This window comes from Streptomyces sp. NPDC027185 (assembly GCF_055567035.1).
In genome coordinates, this window is record NZ_JBVHRF010000008.1 from 137,995 (window position 1) to 153,396 (window position 15,402).

Consider the following 15,402-nt stretch of genomic DNA (forward strand, 5'->3'; position numbering starts at 1 on the left):
ATGACCCACCGTCAGGAACACGCAGGTGCAGGCGCGTCCGGGCCGGTGGCGGTGTGGCCGGCCACGCCGCCGGTGTCAGTGACGGCGGTGCCGCCCCCGGCGGGCGCGGCGCGCGGGGTCCGGGGTCGGGTCCGGGAGGGTGAAGTGGCCTCCGGCGTCGGTGGTGGCGTCCGCCTGGTGGCCGCGCCGGTCGATGAGGGTGACGTTCGCCCCCGCCACGGGCGCGCCGGACGCGGTGTGGACCGCGCCGCGCATACCGGACGTTCCGCCGCCGCTCCCGGCGGGGCGGGCGGTGTGGCGCTGGGAGGGCAGGAAGGCGGCGAAGAGGACGCCGAGGAGCACCGCGCCCGTGGCGATCATGAAGGAGACCCGGAAGCCGGCCATCGTCGGGTAGGAGACCGGCCCGTGGGTGGTGGACATACGGGCCAGGACCATGCCGATGACGGCGCTCGACATGGAGGTGCCGATCGATCGCATCAGGGTGTTGAGGCCGTTGGCGGCACCGGTCTCCGACGGGTCGACGGCGCCGATGATCAAGGTGGGCAGTGAGGAGTAGGCCAGACCGATACCGGCGCCCACGACCACGGCGATGATGATCGTCTGCCAGGGGGCGTTCATCAGGCCGATGCCGGCGCCGTAGCCGACGCCCATGATCAGCATGCCCAGCAGCAGCGTGACCTTCGGGCCGTAGCGGGCGGCGAGGCGGGCGTAGACCGGGGCGATCATCATCATCGTCAGGCCGAGCGGCGCGACGCACAATCCGGCGACCAGCATCGACTGGCCGAGTCCGTAGCCGGTGGATGTCGGGAGCTGGAGCACCTGGGGCAGCACCAGCGAGATGGCGTAGAACGCGACGCCGACGGTGATGGACGTCAAGTTGGCGAGGAGGACCTCGCGGCGGGCGCTGGTGCGCAGGTCGATGAGGGGGTCGGCGCGGCGGAGTTCCATCACGCCCCACAGCGCGAGGATCAGCGCGGCGAGGCCGAACAGCCCGAGGGTGGTGGGCGAACCCCAGCCCCAGTCACTGCCCTTGGTGATCGGGAGAAGTAACGCGATCAGACCGGCGGAGAGCCCGAGGGCGCCGAGCAGGTCGAAGCGTCCGGGCGCCCGGACGGCGCTCTCGGGGACGACGAGCAGGGTCAGCAGCATCGCCAGGGAGCCGAGCCCGGCGGAGAGGAAGAACAGGGCGTGCCAGTCGGTGTTCTGGGCCACGAGGGCGGCGACGGGCAGCGCGAGTCCGCCGCCGACGCCGACCGACGAACTCATCAGGGCCATCGCCGAGCCGAGGCGTTCCTTGGGGAGTTCGTCGCGCATGATGCCGATGCCGAGCGGGATGGCGCCCATCGCGAAGCCCTGGAGCGCCCGGCCGACGATCATGACGATGAGGTTGTCGGTGAAGCCGCAGATCAGCGAGCCGAGGACCATGACGGCGAGGCTGGCGAGGAGCATCCGGCGCTTACCGGAGAGGTCGCCGAGGCGTCCCATGATGGGCGTGGCGACGGCGGCGGAGAGCAGGGTGGCGGTCATCACCCAGGTGGCGTTGCTGGGTGCTGTGTGCAGCAGCGTGGGCAGGTCCTTGATGACCGGCACGAGGAGCGTCTGCATCACCGCGACGGCGATACCGCAGAAGGCGAGGACGGGGACTATGCCGCCGGTTCTCCGCTCCTTCCCGGGGTCGGGCACCGGGAACGCGGCCATGGGCGGCGCGCTCCGAGGTGGCTGTTCCGTCGTCGTCTGGGTCATGCCTGGAGCCTCCGGGCGGAGTGGAACGGATACGGATCAGGTCCGTCCGGCCGGGATGCGGTCGGACGGTGCGGGTCAATCTCGAACGCGGCGGGTGGCGCCGCGGATGTGGCCGTGCTCGTGGGACGGACCGGGGTGCACACGATGTCTCACGCCGTCCGGCGGGCGGCGGTTCCGCGGGCCGGACGGCCTGGGACCGGCAGCGTACGCCGGGAGCGGCGGTGACGGGGCGTCACCGCGCGCGGCGGGCAACGTCCGTGTGCGACAAGGCTGTTGGTGCGGTGGCGTGGCTTCGGTGGGGCGAGGTCAGGACACCGGATCCCCGGGTGGGGGACCAGGTACATGCATACCGAACGTTGTATGCCGTGACCGTATTCCGACATGATCCCGTCCGCCCCGCGATCCGCGGGTGATCTCCGTCACTGACTCGACCGCTGTCAGGTTTCTCCCCGTCATCAGCCCTCCCCCGATGGCGTTTTGGCTGCTGGACCGGCCGGGCGGCCGGCGGCGCGGCCGGACGCGAGCCCGGCTCACCGGCGGCCGGACGGATCCCGCACCACGAGGGGCGCGATGCGTCCGACCGCGGTTCCCAGTCAACACCACACCACTGACAACGAGTTGGCCGCGGGCGGCACGGGGGCGCGAGATGGCGCTCCGTCAGCGCGCGGTCACCGAGGGCGGACCCGTCACGCGGAACCGTACGCGTGATTACCATCCGTCACGGATCAGGCGTCGTGGAAGGCGGGGCCGAGGGAGTGGCGGCGGCCGGACCGTACCGTGCTGACGCCGTGCCGGAGCTGCCCCGCCGGCCGGCCGCGGGCGGAGCGCACCGGACGGTCGTGAGTGGTGAAGACCAGGCCGCGGCCTTGCTCCCGGACGGTCGTGGTGCCGCGCGACCGGTCGCGCGGGCGCTGTTCGACGAGGAGCAACTCGCCGCCGGTGCGGTCCTCCCCGGGGACGCGAGGCCCAGGACGACTTGGACCGGGTCGGGCAGCGGGTGGGCGAAGTGGCGGTGTCCGCCGGATCCGAAGCGGTGGCGGGCCATGTCCGCGGTGGTGCGGAAGAGTTCGGGCCGGTCGTACCGGGCGATGAGGTGGCGGCGCCCCTCGGGAGTCTGGAGGGGCGGTGTCATGGCGCGCACCCCAGTGCGTCGAGTCCGGCGGCCAGGGCCCGCGGGCCCTGGCGGCGGCGCGGGCCGCGTGGCCGGAGCGGGCGGCGGTCGCGGACATACAGGCCCCCGGTTCGCGGATCGGTGGCGCGCCCCGGTGGCGGGCGGGGCGCGCCGGCGGTCAGGCGGTGCCGGGCAGGGCGCGCTCCAGGTGGAGCAGCCGCTCCTTGCGTTCGGGTCCGGCGGCGTAGCCGGAGAGGGAACCGTCGGCGCCGATCACCCGGTGGCAGGGCCGGACGATGAGCACGGGGTTGGCGCCGATGGCGGTCCCCAGGGCGCGGACGGCGCCCGGCGCGGCGCCGATCGCGGCGGTCAGCTCGCCGTAGCTGGTGGTCGTGCCGTACGGGATGGTGTCGAGGGCCTGCCAGACGCGCCCCTGGAACTCCGTTCCGTGGGTGGCGATTTCGAGGGAGAAGTCGGTGAGTTCACCGGCGAAGTAGGCCCGGAGCTGGCGGATGACCTCGGTGAAGGCCGCGGGGTCGTGGGTCCAGCCGTCCCGGACGGTGGCACCGCCCTTCTGGCCGGGCAGGGACAGGGCGGTCAGCGCGGTGCCGCCGGCGGCCGTCGCCGATTCCTCGCCCACGAGGAGGATCTCGCCCAGCGGGCTGTCGTACGTGGCGTAGCAGGTCATGAGGCTGTCCGTTCCTGGGATTCTCGGCCGTGCACGCTCCACTGTGCGGTACGGCGAAGGCTCTCGCTGGCGGAAATCGGACAGGGCGATCCGGAGCGGCCGGGGCCCGGCGGGCGGGGCCCAGGACGCCGGGCAGGGAGAGCCGGAACGCGCGGGGCCCGGCTGCGGGCGGCGGCCCGGCCCGGTCCCGGCCTCCGCGGGCAGGTGCAGGCCGGGCGGACCGGCGGGGCGACGCGGTCGGGCACGGAACCGGCCGGACCGGGAACGGGGCCGGTCAGGCCGGGGGCAGCGGCCAGTCGTTCAGGTCGCCGCCGCGCCATTCGACGAGGTTCGGGTCGTCGAGTGTGATGTCCTCGGCCGGTTCGCCGAGCCCCGCTCTGCGGAGGAACTCGGCGACGTCGCCGCGGCCGTGCGCCAGACCCACGATCTGGCCGTGCACGGTGACACGGCGCCCACCGGAGGGGGACGGCGGATGCACGATGACGGGCGGGTGCTCGGTCATGCCTCCAGACTGCGACGGGGTCCGCGGCCTCGCATGTCGGCCCGCCGCCACCCGCCCCGCACGGGGCGGAGCGGGGAGGCGGGAAGCCCCGGCCGGACGGGGGGAGCCGGCCGGGGCGGCTGAGGTGCGGGACCCGGAGGCGGTCGCCTCTCGGCGAAAGGCACTGCGGGGCTTCAGCCGGACGATCGTCCCCGCAGGCGGAGGGTGAGGCCCGGGGACACTGTCCCTCCGGGGCCCGCACCCAGTTGAACGGTGAACCGGACGGTGGTGTTCCAGCCGGTAGAGGTGACGGTCGTCACCCCTACCGGGACGTCCGGCGCCGCGCCGTACGGGACCGGCGTCCCCTGCGGTTTCGGCGCCCGTACGGGCTGACCAGCGGCACCGTCGCCCGGTGGCCCGTATGGACGGCGCCCCGAACCCGTACGGGCCGGACCCGGTGAGAAGGTCCGGCCCGTACGGGGGGCGGCGGAGGGGGCGGTGCGGCCGAGGTCGCGCCGCGGGCGGGCCCTCCTCCGTGCGGGAGAGGCGGCGCGGAGGAGGCCCGGGTCGTCAGACCTTCAGGGGCTTGATCGCCGTGGGGGCGTGGCCGGGCTCGGTGGCCAGCTCCTCCCACTCGTTGACCTTGTCGATCTCGGCTCCGGCCATCGAGATGTTGGTGATCCGCTCCAGGATCGCCTCGACGACCACCGGGACGCGGTACTCGGCGGCGAGCTTCTTCGCCTCCTCGAACGCGGGCAGCAACTGCTCGGGCTCGGTCACCCGGATCGCCTTGCAGCCCAGGCCCTCGGCGACCTTGACGTGGTCGACGCCGTAGACGCCCAGCTCAGGGGTGTTGATGTTCTCGAACTCCAGGTTGACCTGGAAGTTGATGTCGAAGTTGCGCTGTGCCTGGCGGATCAGTCCCAGGTAGGCGTTGTTCACCAGGACGTGGACGTACGGGATGCGGTGCTGGGCGCCGACCGCCAGCTCCTCGATCATGAACTGGAAGTCGTAGTCGCCGGAGAGCGCGACCACCGGGGTGTCCGGGTCGGCGGTGGCCACGCCGAGGGCGGCGGGGATGGTCCAGCCGAGCGGTCCGGCCTGGCCGCAGTTGATCCAGTGGCGCGGCTTGTAGACGTGCAGCATCTGCGCGCCGGCGATCTGCGAGAGGCCGATGGTCGTGACGTAGCGGGTGTCGGGCCCGAACGCCTTGTTCATCTCCTGGTAGACGCGCTGTGGCTTGATCGGGACGTTGTCGAAGTGGGTGCGGCGCTGGAGCCGGGCCTTGCGCTCCTGGGCGGCGGCGGCCCACGCGCCGCGGTCGGGCAGCTCGCCGGCGGCCTTCAGCTCCCCGGCGACCTCGACGAAGAGTTCCAGGGCGGCCTTGGCGTCGGAGGCGATGCCGTAGTCCGGGGCGAAGATCTTGCCGATCTGGGTGGGCTCGATGTCCACGTGGACGAACTTCCGGCCCTGGGTGTAGAGGTCCAGCTCGCCGGTGTGGCGGTTGGCCCAGCGGTTGCCGATGCCGAGGACGAAGTCCGACTCCAGGAAGGTGGCGTTGCCGTAGCGGTGCGAGGTCTGCAGGCCGACCATGCCGGCGTTCAGCTCGTGGTCGTCGGGGACGATGCCCCAGCCCATCAGGGTCGGGATGACCGGGACGCCGGTCAGCTCGGCGAACTCGACCAGCAGATCGGCCGCGTCGGCGTTGATGACGCCGCCGCCGGCGACGATCAGCGGCCGCTCGGACGCGTTGAGGAGGGTGAGCGCCTTCTCGATCTGGGCGCGGGTCGCGGCCGGTTTGAAGGCGGGCAGCGGCTCGTAGGTCTCCGGGTCGAAGTCGATCTCCGTCAGCTGGACGTCGATCGGCAGGTCGACGAGGACCGGGCCGGGCCGCCCGGAGCGCATCAGGTGGAACGCCTGCTGGAAGACGCCGGGGACCTGCGCGGCTTCGGTGACGGTGGTCGCCGCCTTGGTGACGGGCCCGGCGATGGCGGCGATGTCGACGGCCTGGAAGTCCTCCTTCCGCATGACCGCGACCGGCGCCTGACCGGTGATGCAGAGGATCGGGACGGAGTCGCCGGTCGCGGAGTACAGGCCGGTGATCATGTCGGTGCCGGCCGGGCCCGAGGTGCCGATGCAGACCCCGATGTTGCCGGGGTGGGTGCGGGAGTACCCCTCGGCCATGTGCGAGGCGCCCTCGACGTGGCGGGCGAGCGTGTGGTCGATCCCGCCGGCGGCCTTGAGCGCCGCGTAGAAGGGGTTGATCGCCGCGCCCGGCACTCCGAAGGCGTGGGAGATGCCCTCCCGCTTGAGGATCTCCACCGCGGCGCGGGCGGCTGTCATTCGAGGCATCGCGTACTCCTGCGTCGGCCTGTCAGGGGCGTGGTCCGGCCCGGAGCCGGAACTCTTTAATTCCGCATCATGGAATTCATGTTTTGCTTTATGGAAGGAAAGTAGAGCGCGGCCCCGCACCCGTCAAGAGATCCCGTGGCGACGGCGCCCGCCCCGGCCGGCGCGGCCATCCGCCGCACCCTCACCCCCACGCCTCAACTTCCCTGCCTGGCAAGGGAGTTCAGTTCACCGGCGACCCTGCCGCGAACCCGTTTCCGGTGGCGGGTACCGTCACGCCCGGCCGGAGGACGGCCGCCGGGCGACGCGCCCGGACCCGCCGAGATCAGGAGTACCGCCCGTGCGCCATGCCGCTGTGACCCCCGCAGGCGACCGCATCCGCTGGATCGAGCACCCGGACGACGGGACGGAGCGGCCCGCCCGCCTCTACCTGCACGGGCTCGGCGCCTCCTCCCCCGTCTACTGGAGCGCCACCGCCGCGCACCCGCTGCTCACCGGCGCACGGGCGCTCCTGCTCGATCTGCTCGGCTTCGGTATCAGCGACCGGCCGGCGGCGTTCGCGTACACGATGGAGGCGCACGCCGACGCGGTGGCGGCGGCGCTGGAGGCGGCGGAGGTGGAAGGCGCGCAGGTGGTGGCGCACAGCATGGGCGGCACCGTCGCCGTACTGCTCGCGGCGCGCCATCCGCGGCTGGTGTCGCGGCTGGTGCTGGTCGACCCCAATCTCGACGCGCTGGAGCCGGAGCGGGGCGCGGGCGGCAGCCGCGGGATCGCGGCGCGGACGGCCGGGGAGTTCGCGGCCGGTGACGCGGAGACCGCCGCCGCGGCGGGCAGCGAATGGTGGGCCACCATGCGGCTGGCCGGGCGGGACGCGCTGCACCGCAGCGCCGTGGAGCTGGTCCGCGGCTCCGCACCGTCCGTCCGGGAGACGCTGTGCGCCCTGACCGTCCCCCGGACGCTCCTGTACCCGACCGACGACGGGCCGTTCCCCGGCGCGGACGGGCTGACCGCGGCGGGCGTCACGGTCGTGGGCCTGCCCGGATGCGGGCACAACATGATGCTGGACGCCCCGGAGGCGTTCGCGCGGGCGACGGCCGAGGCGCTGGCGTAGCCCGCCCGGACCTGCGGAAACCGCCGGCCCCTGGTGTCAGGGTGCCGGCGGTCGGGAGTCCGGACGGGGCGCGCGGCCGTGGCGGCGCGCCCCTAGGGGGTCAGCGGATGGGCATCCCGGACAGCGTCCGGGCGATCACCAGGCGCTGGATCTCGCTGGTGCCCTCGAAGATCGTGTAGATCGCGGCGTCACGGTGCATCCGCTCGACCGGGTACTCCCGGGTGAAGCCGTTGCCGCCGAGGATCTGGAGGGCCTGGGCGGTGACCTTCTTGGCGGTCTCGCTGGCGAACAGCTTCGACTGCGAGCCCTCGGCGGCCGTGAACGGCTTGCCGTTGACCGCCATCCACGAGGCCCGCCACACCAGCAGCCGGGCCGCGTCGACGGAGGTGCGCATGTCGGCGAGCTGGAAGGCGACGCCCTGGTTGTCGATGATCGGGCGTCCGAACTGCTCCCGGGTCTTCGCGTACTCCAGCGCCTCCTCGTACGCGGCGCGGGCGGTGCCGACGGCCATCGCCCCGACCGCCGGACGGGACGCCTCGAAGGTGGCCATCGCGGCGTTCTTCACGCGCTCACCGCCGCCCTTCGCCCGCTCGCGGGCGCGGGCGAGGCGCTCGTCCAGCTTCTCCTTGCCGCCCAGCAGGCAGCTGCCGGGGACACGGACGCCGTCCAGAACGACCTCGGCGGTGTGGGAGGCGCGGATGCCGTGCTTGCGGAACTTCTGCCCCTGGGACAGCCCCGGGGTGTTCGGCGGCACGATGAAGGAGGCGTGCCCCTTGGAGCCCAGCTCCGGGTCGACGGCGGCGACGACGACGTGGACACCCGCGATACCGCCGTTGGTCGCCCAGGTCTTGGTGCCGTTCAGGACCCATTCGTCCTTGGCCTCGTCGTAGACGGCGCGGGTGCGCATCGAGGCGACGTCGGAGCCGGCGTCGGGCTCGGAGGAGCAGAAGGCGGCGACCTTGACGTCGTCCGGGGTGCCGTACATCTGGGGGATCCAGGTGCCGATCTGTTCCTCGGTGCCGTTGGCGAGGACGCCGACGGCGGCGAGACCGGTGCCGACGATCGACAGCGCGATGCCCGCGTCGCCCCAGAACAGCTCCTCCATCGCCATGGGGATGCCGAGACCGGTGGGGTCGAAGTACTGCTGGGCGTAGAAGTCGAGCGAGTAGATGCCGATCTTGGCGGCCTCCTGGATGACCGGCCAGGGCGTCTCCTCGCGCTCGTCCCACTCGGCGGCCGCGGGACGTATGACATCCGCGGCGAAGCCGTGGATCCAGTCCCGGACCTCCTTCTGCTCGTCGTTCAGCTCCATGATGAACTCGGCCATGTCCCCTCCAGCGGTACGCGCCCCATCCAGGCGTTACTTACGGTAACAGGAGTCTGTTACTCGCGAGTAAACGTGTCAACTCCCCCGCTGGCGGCAGGCACCGCGCGGCCCGGGTGTTACGTTGCGCGAGCACCACGGATACACAAGGGCGGGGAGCTGGACCATGGAGAGCACCGAGCGGGACGGCCGGCGGCAGACCACCGCGGACCGGCGGCGCGAGCTGCTGGAGGCGGCCGAGCGGATCGTCCTGCGCGACGGCCCGGAGGCATCGATGAACGCCATCGCCGCCGAAGCCGGGATCACCAAACCGATCCTCTACCGCCACTTCGGCGACAAGGGCGGTCTCTACCGCGCCCTCGCGGTACGCCACACCGACGGACTGCTGGCCGGACTGCGGGCGGCGCTCGCCTCCCCGGTACCGCGCCGCGAACGGGTCGAGGCCACCCTCGACACCTACCTCCTCGCCATCGAGACCCGCCCGCAGGTCTACCGCTTCCTGATGCACCCGGCCGACGAGGCGGCCCCCGCCGACTCCGGGTTCGACGTCGGACGGCACTCCGCCCCGCTGCTGCGCCGCCTCGGCGAGGAGCTGGCGGAGGTCATCACCGAACGCCTCGCCCTCGGCCCCGCGGGCGAGGAGAAGGCCCGCGTCTGGGGCCACGGCATCGTCGGCATGATGCACGCCGCCGGCGACTGGTGGCTGCGCGAACGCCCCTGCTCACGGCAGCAGTTGGTGACCCACCTGACGGATCTGCTGTGGGGCCAGCTCGCCGCCATCGAGGACCGGCCGGACGGACCCGGCTTCTGAAGAGCCCGCGCCGTCCGAAGACCGGAGCGCCGCGCGGACGCGGCCCGCGCCCTCAGCGGCCGGCCGCCGCCTCCTTCGCCCACGGGGCACGCGCCGCGGCGCGCAGCGCGCGGCGGCGGCGCAGCCCGGTGAGCCGGTCCACGTAGAGACCGCCCTCCAGGTGGTCGCACTCGTGCTGGAGGCAGCGGGCGAAGAAGCCGGTGCCCTCGATCCGGACCGGTGCGCCGGTGCGGTCGACGCCCTCGACCACCGCCTCGTCGTGGCGCGGGGTGCCGGCCTCGACACCGGGCAGCGACAGACAGCCCTCGGGTCCGCGGAGCAGCGGCCCGTCCGTCCGGACCGGCCGCGGGTTGACGACGTGCCCGAGGTGGCGGCGGTCCTCGTCGTCGGGGCAGTCGTAGACGAAGACCCGCAGCGGGACGCCGATCTGGTTGGCGGCCAGGCCCACACCCCGCGCCGCGTACATCGTCGCGAACATGTCCTCGATCAGCCGGGACAGCTCGGCGTCGAAGGACGTGACCTCCCGGCAGGGGGCCGCGAGGACCGGATCGCCGAGGAGGCGGAGGGGACGCGGGTGCCCGGTGCGGCCGGGGATGGTGCGGGACGGCATGGGGAACAGCGTACGGTTCCCCCTGCGCAGGGTGACGCCGCAGGGGTGGCGGGGTTCGGGCACGGGCCCGGATCTCGATAGGCTGATCCCCGACCGGAGCCCCCGGCCGGCCGTCGGCCGCGGGGGAGGCGTTCCACCGGCAGCCCGGAGGGCAGGCGGGCGCCGGATGCAAGGAGGATCAAGGACGATGGCAGGCAACACGGAGCCGCTGTCGCCACGGGCCAAGCTGGCCGTGACGGCGGGCAGAGCCGCGGCGGCGGTATCGCGCGCGGCGGGCCGCGGCAGCGGATCGGTGATCGGCGGCCGGGTGGCACTCAAGCTCGACCCCGACCTGCTGGCCCGGCTGGCGCGTCATCTGGACGTCGTGCTGGTGTCCGCGACCAACGGCAAGACCACCACGACCCGGCTGATCGCCGAGGCGCTGCGGGCCGGCGGCCCGGTGGTCTCCAACGCGCTGGGCGCCAACATGCCGGCGGGGATCACCTCCGCGCTGGCGGGCGGTTCGGACGCCAAGTTCGGTGTGATCGAGGTCGACGAGAAGTACCTCGCCGGAGTGGCGCGGGACGTCACGCCGAAGGCCATAGCGCTGCTGAACCTCTCGCGTGACCAGCTCGACCGGGCGGCGGAGACCCGTATGCTCGCCGAGCACTGGCGCGAGGGCCTCTCCGGCTCCAAGGCGCTGATCATCGCCAACGCCGACGACCCGCTGATCGTCTGGGCCGCGTCGTCCTCGGCGAACGTGGTGTGGGTCGCCGCCGGTCAGGAGTGGAAGGACGACGCCTGGTCGTGCCCCTCCTGCGGCGGTGTGATGCAGCGCCCCGACGACGACTGGTTCTGCGGTGAGTGCGGTTTCCGCCGCCCCACGCCGAGCTGGGCCCTGTCGGGCGACTACGTCCTCGACCCGCACGGCAGCGCCTGGCCGATCAAGCTCCAGCTGCCCGGCCGCGCCAACAAGGCGAACGCCACGACGTCCGCCGCGGTGGCCGCCGCCTTCGGCGTGCCCCCGCAGGTGGCGCTGGAGCGGATGTACAGCGTGCAGGCGGTCGCGGGCCGGTACGACGTGGTGTCGTTCATGGAGCGGGAGCTGCGGCTGCTGCTGGCGAAGAACCCGGCCGGCTGGCTGGAGACGTTCTCGCTGATCGACCCGCCGCCCACCCCGGTGATCATGTCCGTCAACGCCCGGGGCGCCGACGGTACCGACACCTCCTGGCTGTGGGACGTCGACTACACCCGCCTCGCCGGACACCCGCTGTTCGTCCTGGGCGACCGGAAGCTCGACCTCGCGGTCCGCCTGGAGGTCGCGGGGCTCGACTTCGAGGTCTGCGACAGCCTCGACCAGGCGGTCCAGATGGCGCCGCCCGGCCGGATCGAGGTCATCGCCAACTACACGGCCTTCCAGGACCTGCGCCGGCGCGTGGGCAACTGATGGCGATGGAACGACAAGGACGAGCGAGAATGAGCGACAACAGCCTGCGGCTGGTGTGGATCTATCCGGACCTGCTGAGCACCTACGGCGACCAGGGCAACGCGCTGGTCGTGGAGCGCCGGGCCCGGCAGCGCGGCCTGGACGTGCAGCGCCTCGACGTACGGTCCGACCAGCCGATCCCCACCTCCGGTGACATCTACCTGATCGGTGGCGGCGAGGACCGGCCGCAGCGGCTGGCGGCCGAGCGGCTGCTGCGCGACGGCGGGCTGAACCGCGCGGTCTCCAACGGCGCGATCGTCTTCTCGGTCTGTGCCGGGTACCAGATCCTCGGCCACGAGTTCATCAACGACCAGGACAAGCAGCAGCAGGGCCTGGGCCTCCTCGACGTGGTGAGCACCCGCGGTGAGGCGGAGCGGTGCGTCGGTGACGTCCTCGCCGACATCGACCCGCAGCTCAACCTCCCGCCGCTGACCGGTTTCGAGAACCACCAGGGCGTCACGCACCTGGGGCCGACGGCCCGTCCGTTCGCGAAGGTCCGGTTCGGCAACGGCAACGGCGTCGGCGACGGCTTCGAGGGCGCCTGGCAGGACACCGTCTTCGGCACCTACATGCACGGCCCCGTGATGGCGCGCAACCCGCACATCGCGGACCTGCTGCTGAAGCTGGCCCTGGACGTCAACGCCCTGCCCCCGGCCGACGACCGGTGGTACGAGGCGCTGCGCCAGGAGCGGATCGCCGCCGCGACCGCCACCACCTGACGGCCGCCGGGCGGCCCCCGCACGGCCCCGGCCCCTCTCCCCGTACGCCCGCGGTCCCGCACCGCGGGCGTACGTGTGCGTGCGGGCCCGGCGCTTGTAGGGTGAACGCCATCCCCACCGGACGACGGGGTCCGGCCTCCCCGCTCCACGTTGCAGAGGGTTTCTGGCATGCGTATTGGTGTACTCACCTCCGGTGGCGACTGCCCCGGTCTGAACGCCGTCATCCGCTCCGTCGTCCATCGCGCCACGGCCGACCACGGCGATGAGGTCATCGGTTTCCACGACGGCTGGCGCGGTCTGCTGGAGGGCGACTACCGCAAGCTCGACCTCGACGCCGTCGGCGGCATCCTGGCGCTGGGCGGCACCATCCTCGGCTCCTCCCGCGTCCAGCCCGCGCAGCTGCGCGACGGTGTCGAGCGGGCCCGCGGGCACGTCGCGGACCTGGGTCTTGACGCGATCATCCCGATCGGCGGGGAGGGCACGCTCAAGGCGGCGCGGCTGCTGTCGGACGCCGGGCTGCCGATCATCGGCGTGCCGAAGACCATCGACAACGACATCGCGGTCACCGATGTGACGTTCGGTTTCGACACCGCGGTGGGGGTGGCGACGGAGGCGCTGGACCGGCTCAAGACCACCGCCGAATCGCATCAGCGGGTGCTGATCGTCGAGGTGATGGGGCGGCACACCGGCTGGATCGCGCTGCACTCGGGGATGGCGGCGGGCGCGCACGCGATCGTGGTGCCGGAGCGGCCGTTCGACATCGAGGAGCTGACGGCGCGGGTCGGTGAGCGGTTCGCGGCGGGCAAGAAGTTCGCGATCGTGGTGGCGGCCGAGGGCGCGAAGCCGCGTGAGGGGTCGATGCGGTTCGAGGTCGGCGACACCGACATGTACGGCCACGAGCGGTTCGCCGGGGTGGCGCGGCAGCTGGCACGGGAGCTGGAGCACCGGCTCGGCAAGGAGGCCCGCCCGGTGATCCTCGGCCATGTGCAGCGCGGTGGGACGCCGACCGCGTACGACCGGGTGCTGGCGACCCGTTTCGGATGGCACGCGGTGGAGGCGGCGCATCGCGGGGACTTCGGGATGATGACGGCGCTGCGCGGCACGGACATCACGCTGGTGCCGCTGGCCGAGGCGGTCGAGACGCTGAAGACGGTGCCCGGCGAGCGGTACGACGAGGCAGAGTGCGTGCTGTGACCGGCGGCCGCGCCCCGGTGTGAGGCGCGCCGTGTGAACCGCCCCCGGCCGAGGCAGGCGCCGGGGGCGGTTCTAGTCTGGTCGCCGGAGTATCGGTACGAATCAGGAGCGAGCGGATGGATCACAGCGGGCACGGCATGACGATGGATCTGCCGCCGTTCACGCTGGGGCGGGGGCTGGAGTTCGGCGGTGATCCGTTCTTTCTCGTCGGGTGCCTGGCGGCGCTGGTGCTGTACGGCTGGGCGGTGGCGCGGCTGCGGCGGCGCGGTGACGCGTGGCCGGTGGGGCGGACCGTCGCCTGGGTGATCGGTGTGCTGACGATCGCGCTGGTGATGTGCACCGAGCTCAACGACTACGGCATGGTCATGTTCAGCGTGCACATGGTGCAGCACATGGTGATCTCCATGCTGTCGCCGATCCTGCTGCTGCTCGGGGCGCCGGTGACGCTGGCGCTGCGCGCGCTGCCGGCCGCCGGGCGGGGCCGCAAGGGGCCGCGGGAGCTGCTGGTGGCGCTGCTGCACAGCCGGTACGTGCGGATCATCTCGCATCCGGCGTTCACCATCCCGCTGTTCATCGCGAGCCTGTACGCGCTGTACTTCTCGCCGCTCTTCGACTTCCTGATGGAGTCGCGGGTGGGGCACATCGGGATGATGGCGCACTTCCTGGCGGTGGGCCTGGTGTTCTTCTGGCCGATCATGGGCGTGGACCCGGGGCCGCACCGGCCCGGTTACGTGATGCGGATGCTGGAGCTGTTCGCGGGCATGCCGTTCCACGCGTTCTTCGGTATCGCGCTGATGATGGGCACCGAGCCGATGGTGGACACGTATCTGCATCCGCCGGCCTCGCTGGGCATCGACGCGCTGTCGGATCAGACGGCGGCCGGCGGTATCGCGTGGGCGTTCAGCGAGATCCCGTCGGTGGTGGTGCTGATCGCGCTGGTCTACCAGTGGTACCGGTCCGAGGAGCGGCAGTCGCAGCGGTCGGACCGGGCGGCGGACCGCAACGGTGACCAGGATCTGGCGGACTACAACGCGTATCTGGCGTCGCTCAACGCGCGCGGGCGCTGACGGGGACGGATGGCGGTGCGGGCCGCGGCCGGGGACGATGGTCCCAGGCCGCGGCCCGCCGCCTTTGCGGCGCGGCCTTCGTGAGGAGGTACGCCGATGAGCGGATCCACGAGGACGATGACCGGGCTCACGGTGGCCGGTCTGGTGGTGGCGACCGCGTACAGCGTGGCGCTGGGCGGTGATCCGTGGGTCTGGCTCACCTGGGTGGTGGTGGCGCTGGTGACGGCGGCGATGGTGGTGTCCCAGCGGTACTGAGGGCGTCGGCGGTCAGAAGCGGAACAGCGGGCCGGTGGCGGCGTCCATGGTGCAGGCGTTGGCGAAGGTCCGCTGCCAGTCGATGCGCAGTCCGCGCCACTCCCCCTCGGCGGTGACCGTCACCGGCGCGTACTGCTTGGTGCAGGCGTGCGGTGTGCCGCGCAGCGCGTCGAGGTCGCCGCGGGCCCAGGTCAGCGCGGCGCAGGCGGCGTCGTGCCGGGGGTGGTGGTCGCGGCCGTCGGGGCAGCGCAGCAGGACGCCGCGGACCCAGGTGCGGGCGGTGTCGGAGACGGTGAGGAAGACGCCGCGGTCCTCCTGGGGCGTGGCGGCGTCGGCGGGGGCGGCGGGGGCGACGGCCACCGCGGTGACGAGGGCGGCGGCGGTGACCGCTACGGCGCGGGCCGCTCGGCGGCGTCGGCTGACGGACATGGGGCATCTCCTGGGCGCTCGTGGGGGTGGGCGGCACCGGGCGCG

Annotated in this window: 15 protein-coding genes; 7 read left to right on the forward strand and 8 right to left on the reverse strand. The window is 72.8% G+C overall.

What is annotated here, in order from left to right; genetic code table 11:
- Positions 1–75: 75 nt before the first annotated feature.
- From ACZ4M8_RS24885 to gcl, 5 genes are all read right to left on the reverse strand, one after another.
- Positions 76–1,743 carry an MFS transporter gene (locus tag ACZ4M8_RS24885; protein WP_467610847.1) on the reverse strand — a complete coding sequence of 556 codons (1,668 nt, stop codon included), beginning with the start codon at positions 1,741–1,743 and terminating at the stop codon, positions 76–78.
- A 725-nt stretch (positions 1,744–2,468) separates the two neighbouring features.
- The gene (locus tag ACZ4M8_RS24890) at positions 2,469–2,672 is read right to left on the reverse strand and encodes a 2OG-Fe(II) oxygenase (RefSeq protein WP_467610849.1); all 204 of its coding nucleotides are present in this window, start codon (positions 2,670–2,672) and stop codon (positions 2,469–2,471) included.
- 360 nt (positions 2,673–3,032) lie between these two features.
- Positions 3,033–3,542: a methylated-DNA--[protein]-cysteine S-methyltransferase gene (locus tag ACZ4M8_RS24895; RefSeq protein WP_467610851.1), complete on the reverse strand. Its 510-nt coding sequence runs from the start codon at positions 3,540–3,542 to the stop codon at positions 3,033–3,035.
- 274 nt (positions 3,543–3,816) lie between these two features.
- Entirely contained in the window at positions 3,817–4,044 is a 228-nt protein-coding gene (locus ACZ4M8_RS24900; protein ID WP_399095544.1) for a hypothetical protein, read from the reverse strand.
- A gap of 549 nt (positions 4,045–4,593) precedes the next feature.
- Positions 4,594–6,375 (reverse strand): glyoxylate carboligase, encoded by a 1,782-nt coding sequence (gcl, locus tag ACZ4M8_RS24905; RefSeq protein ID WP_467610853.1) that lies wholly within the window; start codon positions 6,373–6,375, stop codon positions 4,594–4,596.
- Between the two features lie 337 nt (positions 6,376–6,712).
- On the opposite strand from gcl, the gene ACZ4M8_RS24910 reads away from it, so the two are divergent.
- Positions 6,713–7,483: an alpha/beta fold hydrolase gene (locus ACZ4M8_RS24910; protein WP_467610855.1), complete on the forward strand. Its 771-nt coding sequence runs from the start codon at positions 6,713–6,715 to the stop codon at positions 7,481–7,483.
- A 100-nt stretch (positions 7,484–7,583) separates the two neighbouring features.
- On the opposite strand, the gene ACZ4M8_RS24915 is transcribed toward ACZ4M8_RS24910, so the two are convergent.
- Positions 7,584–8,810, reverse strand: coding sequence for an acyl-CoA dehydrogenase family protein (locus ACZ4M8_RS24915; RefSeq protein WP_467610857.1), 1,227 nt, complete (start codon positions 8,808–8,810; stop codon positions 7,584–7,586).
- Positions 8,811–8,973: 163 nt separating this feature from the next.
- Between ACZ4M8_RS24915 and ACZ4M8_RS24920 the strand changes: the two genes are divergently transcribed.
- Complete coding sequence (locus ACZ4M8_RS24920) at positions 8,974–9,618, forward strand: TetR/AcrR family transcriptional regulator (protein ID WP_467610859.1); 645 nt, start codon at positions 8,974–8,976, stop codon at positions 9,616–9,618.
- 52 nt (positions 9,619–9,670) lie between these two features.
- Here the strand turns inward: ACZ4M8_RS24920 and def are convergent, their stop codons facing one another.
- Positions 9,671–10,228, reverse strand: a complete 558-nt coding sequence (gene def / locus ACZ4M8_RS24925) for a peptide deformylase (RefSeq protein ID WP_467610861.1) — start codon at positions 10,226–10,228, stop codon at positions 9,671–9,673.
- A 187-nt stretch (positions 10,229–10,415) separates the two neighbouring features.
- Between def and ACZ4M8_RS24930 the strand changes: the two genes are divergently transcribed.
- The 5 genes from ACZ4M8_RS24930 to ACZ4M8_RS24950 all read left to right on the forward strand — a co-directional run bounded on the left by ACZ4M8_RS24930 (position 10,416) and on the right by ACZ4M8_RS24950 (position 14,928).
- Positions 10,416–11,654 carry a MurT ligase domain-containing protein gene (locus ACZ4M8_RS24930; protein WP_345081726.1) on the forward strand — a complete coding sequence of 413 codons (1,239 nt, stop codon included), beginning with the start codon at positions 10,416–10,418 and terminating at the stop codon, positions 11,652–11,654.
- A gap of 29 nt (positions 11,655–11,683) precedes the next feature.
- The gene (locus ACZ4M8_RS24935; RefSeq protein WP_467610863.1) at positions 11,684–12,412 is read left to right on the forward strand and encodes a type 1 glutamine amidotransferase; all 729 of its coding nucleotides are present in this window, start codon (positions 11,684–11,686) and stop codon (positions 12,410–12,412) included.
- Between the two features lie 168 nt (positions 12,413–12,580).
- Complete coding sequence (locus ACZ4M8_RS24940) at positions 12,581–13,606, forward strand: 6-phosphofructokinase (RefSeq protein ID WP_467610865.1); 1,026 nt, start codon at positions 12,581–12,583, stop codon at positions 13,604–13,606.
- 116 nt (positions 13,607–13,722) lie between these two features.
- The gene (locus ACZ4M8_RS24945; protein ID WP_467610867.1) at positions 13,723–14,673 is read left to right on the forward strand and encodes a cytochrome c oxidase assembly protein; all 951 of its coding nucleotides are present in this window, start codon (positions 13,723–13,725) and stop codon (positions 14,671–14,673) included.
- 96 nt (positions 14,674–14,769) lie between these two features.
- Positions 14,770–14,928 (forward strand): hypothetical protein, encoded by a 159-nt coding sequence (locus ACZ4M8_RS24950; protein ID WP_467610869.1) that lies wholly within the window; start codon positions 14,770–14,772, stop codon positions 14,926–14,928.
- Positions 14,929–14,940: 12 nt separating this feature from the next.
- Here the strand turns inward: ACZ4M8_RS24950 and ACZ4M8_RS24955 are convergent, their stop codons facing one another.
- Positions 14,941–15,357: an SSI family serine proteinase inhibitor gene (locus ACZ4M8_RS24955; RefSeq protein WP_467610871.1), complete on the reverse strand. Its 417-nt coding sequence runs from the start codon at positions 15,355–15,357 to the stop codon at positions 14,941–14,943.
- Positions 15,358–15,402 lie beyond the last annotated feature (45 nt).

Coding starts and splice junctions, on each gene's coding strand:
- ACZ4M8_RS24885 (WP_467610847.1), bottom strand. CDS start 1,743: ATGACCCAGACGACGACGGAACAGCCACCTCGGAGCGCGCCGCCCATG.
- ACZ4M8_RS24895 (WP_467610851.1), bottom strand. CDS start 3,542: ATGACCTGCTACGCCACGTACGACAGCCCGCTGGGCGAGATCCTCCTC.
- ACZ4M8_RS24900 (WP_399095544.1), bottom strand. CDS start 4,044: ATGACCGAGCACCCGCCCGTCATCGTGCATCCGCCGTCCCCCTCCGGT.
- gcl (WP_467610853.1), bottom strand. CDS start 6,375: ATGCCTCGAATGACAGCCGCCCGCGCCGCGGTGGAGATCCTCAAGCGG.
- ACZ4M8_RS24915 (WP_467610857.1), bottom strand. CDS start 8,810: ATGGCCGAGTTCATCATGGAGCTGAACGACGAGCAGAAGGAGGTCCGG.
- ACZ4M8_RS24920 (WP_467610859.1), top strand. CDS start 8,974: ATGGAGAGCACCGAGCGGGACGGCCGGCGGCAGACCACCGCGGACCGG.
- def (WP_467610861.1), bottom strand. CDS start 10,228: ATGCCGTCCCGCACCATCCCCGGCCGCACCGGGCACCCGCGTCCCCTC.
- ACZ4M8_RS24930 (WP_345081726.1), top strand. CDS start 10,416: ATGGCAGGCAACACGGAGCCGCTGTCGCCACGGGCCAAGCTGGCCGTG.
- ACZ4M8_RS24935 (WP_467610863.1), top strand. CDS start 11,684: ATGAGCGACAACAGCCTGCGGCTGGTGTGGATCTATCCGGACCTGCTG.
- ACZ4M8_RS24940 (WP_467610865.1), top strand. CDS start 12,581: ATGCGTATTGGTGTACTCACCTCCGGTGGCGACTGCCCCGGTCTGAAC.
- ACZ4M8_RS24945 (WP_467610867.1), top strand. CDS start 13,723: ATGGATCACAGCGGGCACGGCATGACGATGGATCTGCCGCCGTTCACG.
- ACZ4M8_RS24950 (WP_467610869.1), top strand. CDS start 14,770: ATGAGCGGATCCACGAGGACGATGACCGGGCTCACGGTGGCCGGTCTG.
- ACZ4M8_RS24955 (WP_467610871.1), bottom strand. CDS start 15,357: ATGTCCGTCAGCCGACGCCGCCGAGCGGCCCGCGCCGTAGCGGTCACC.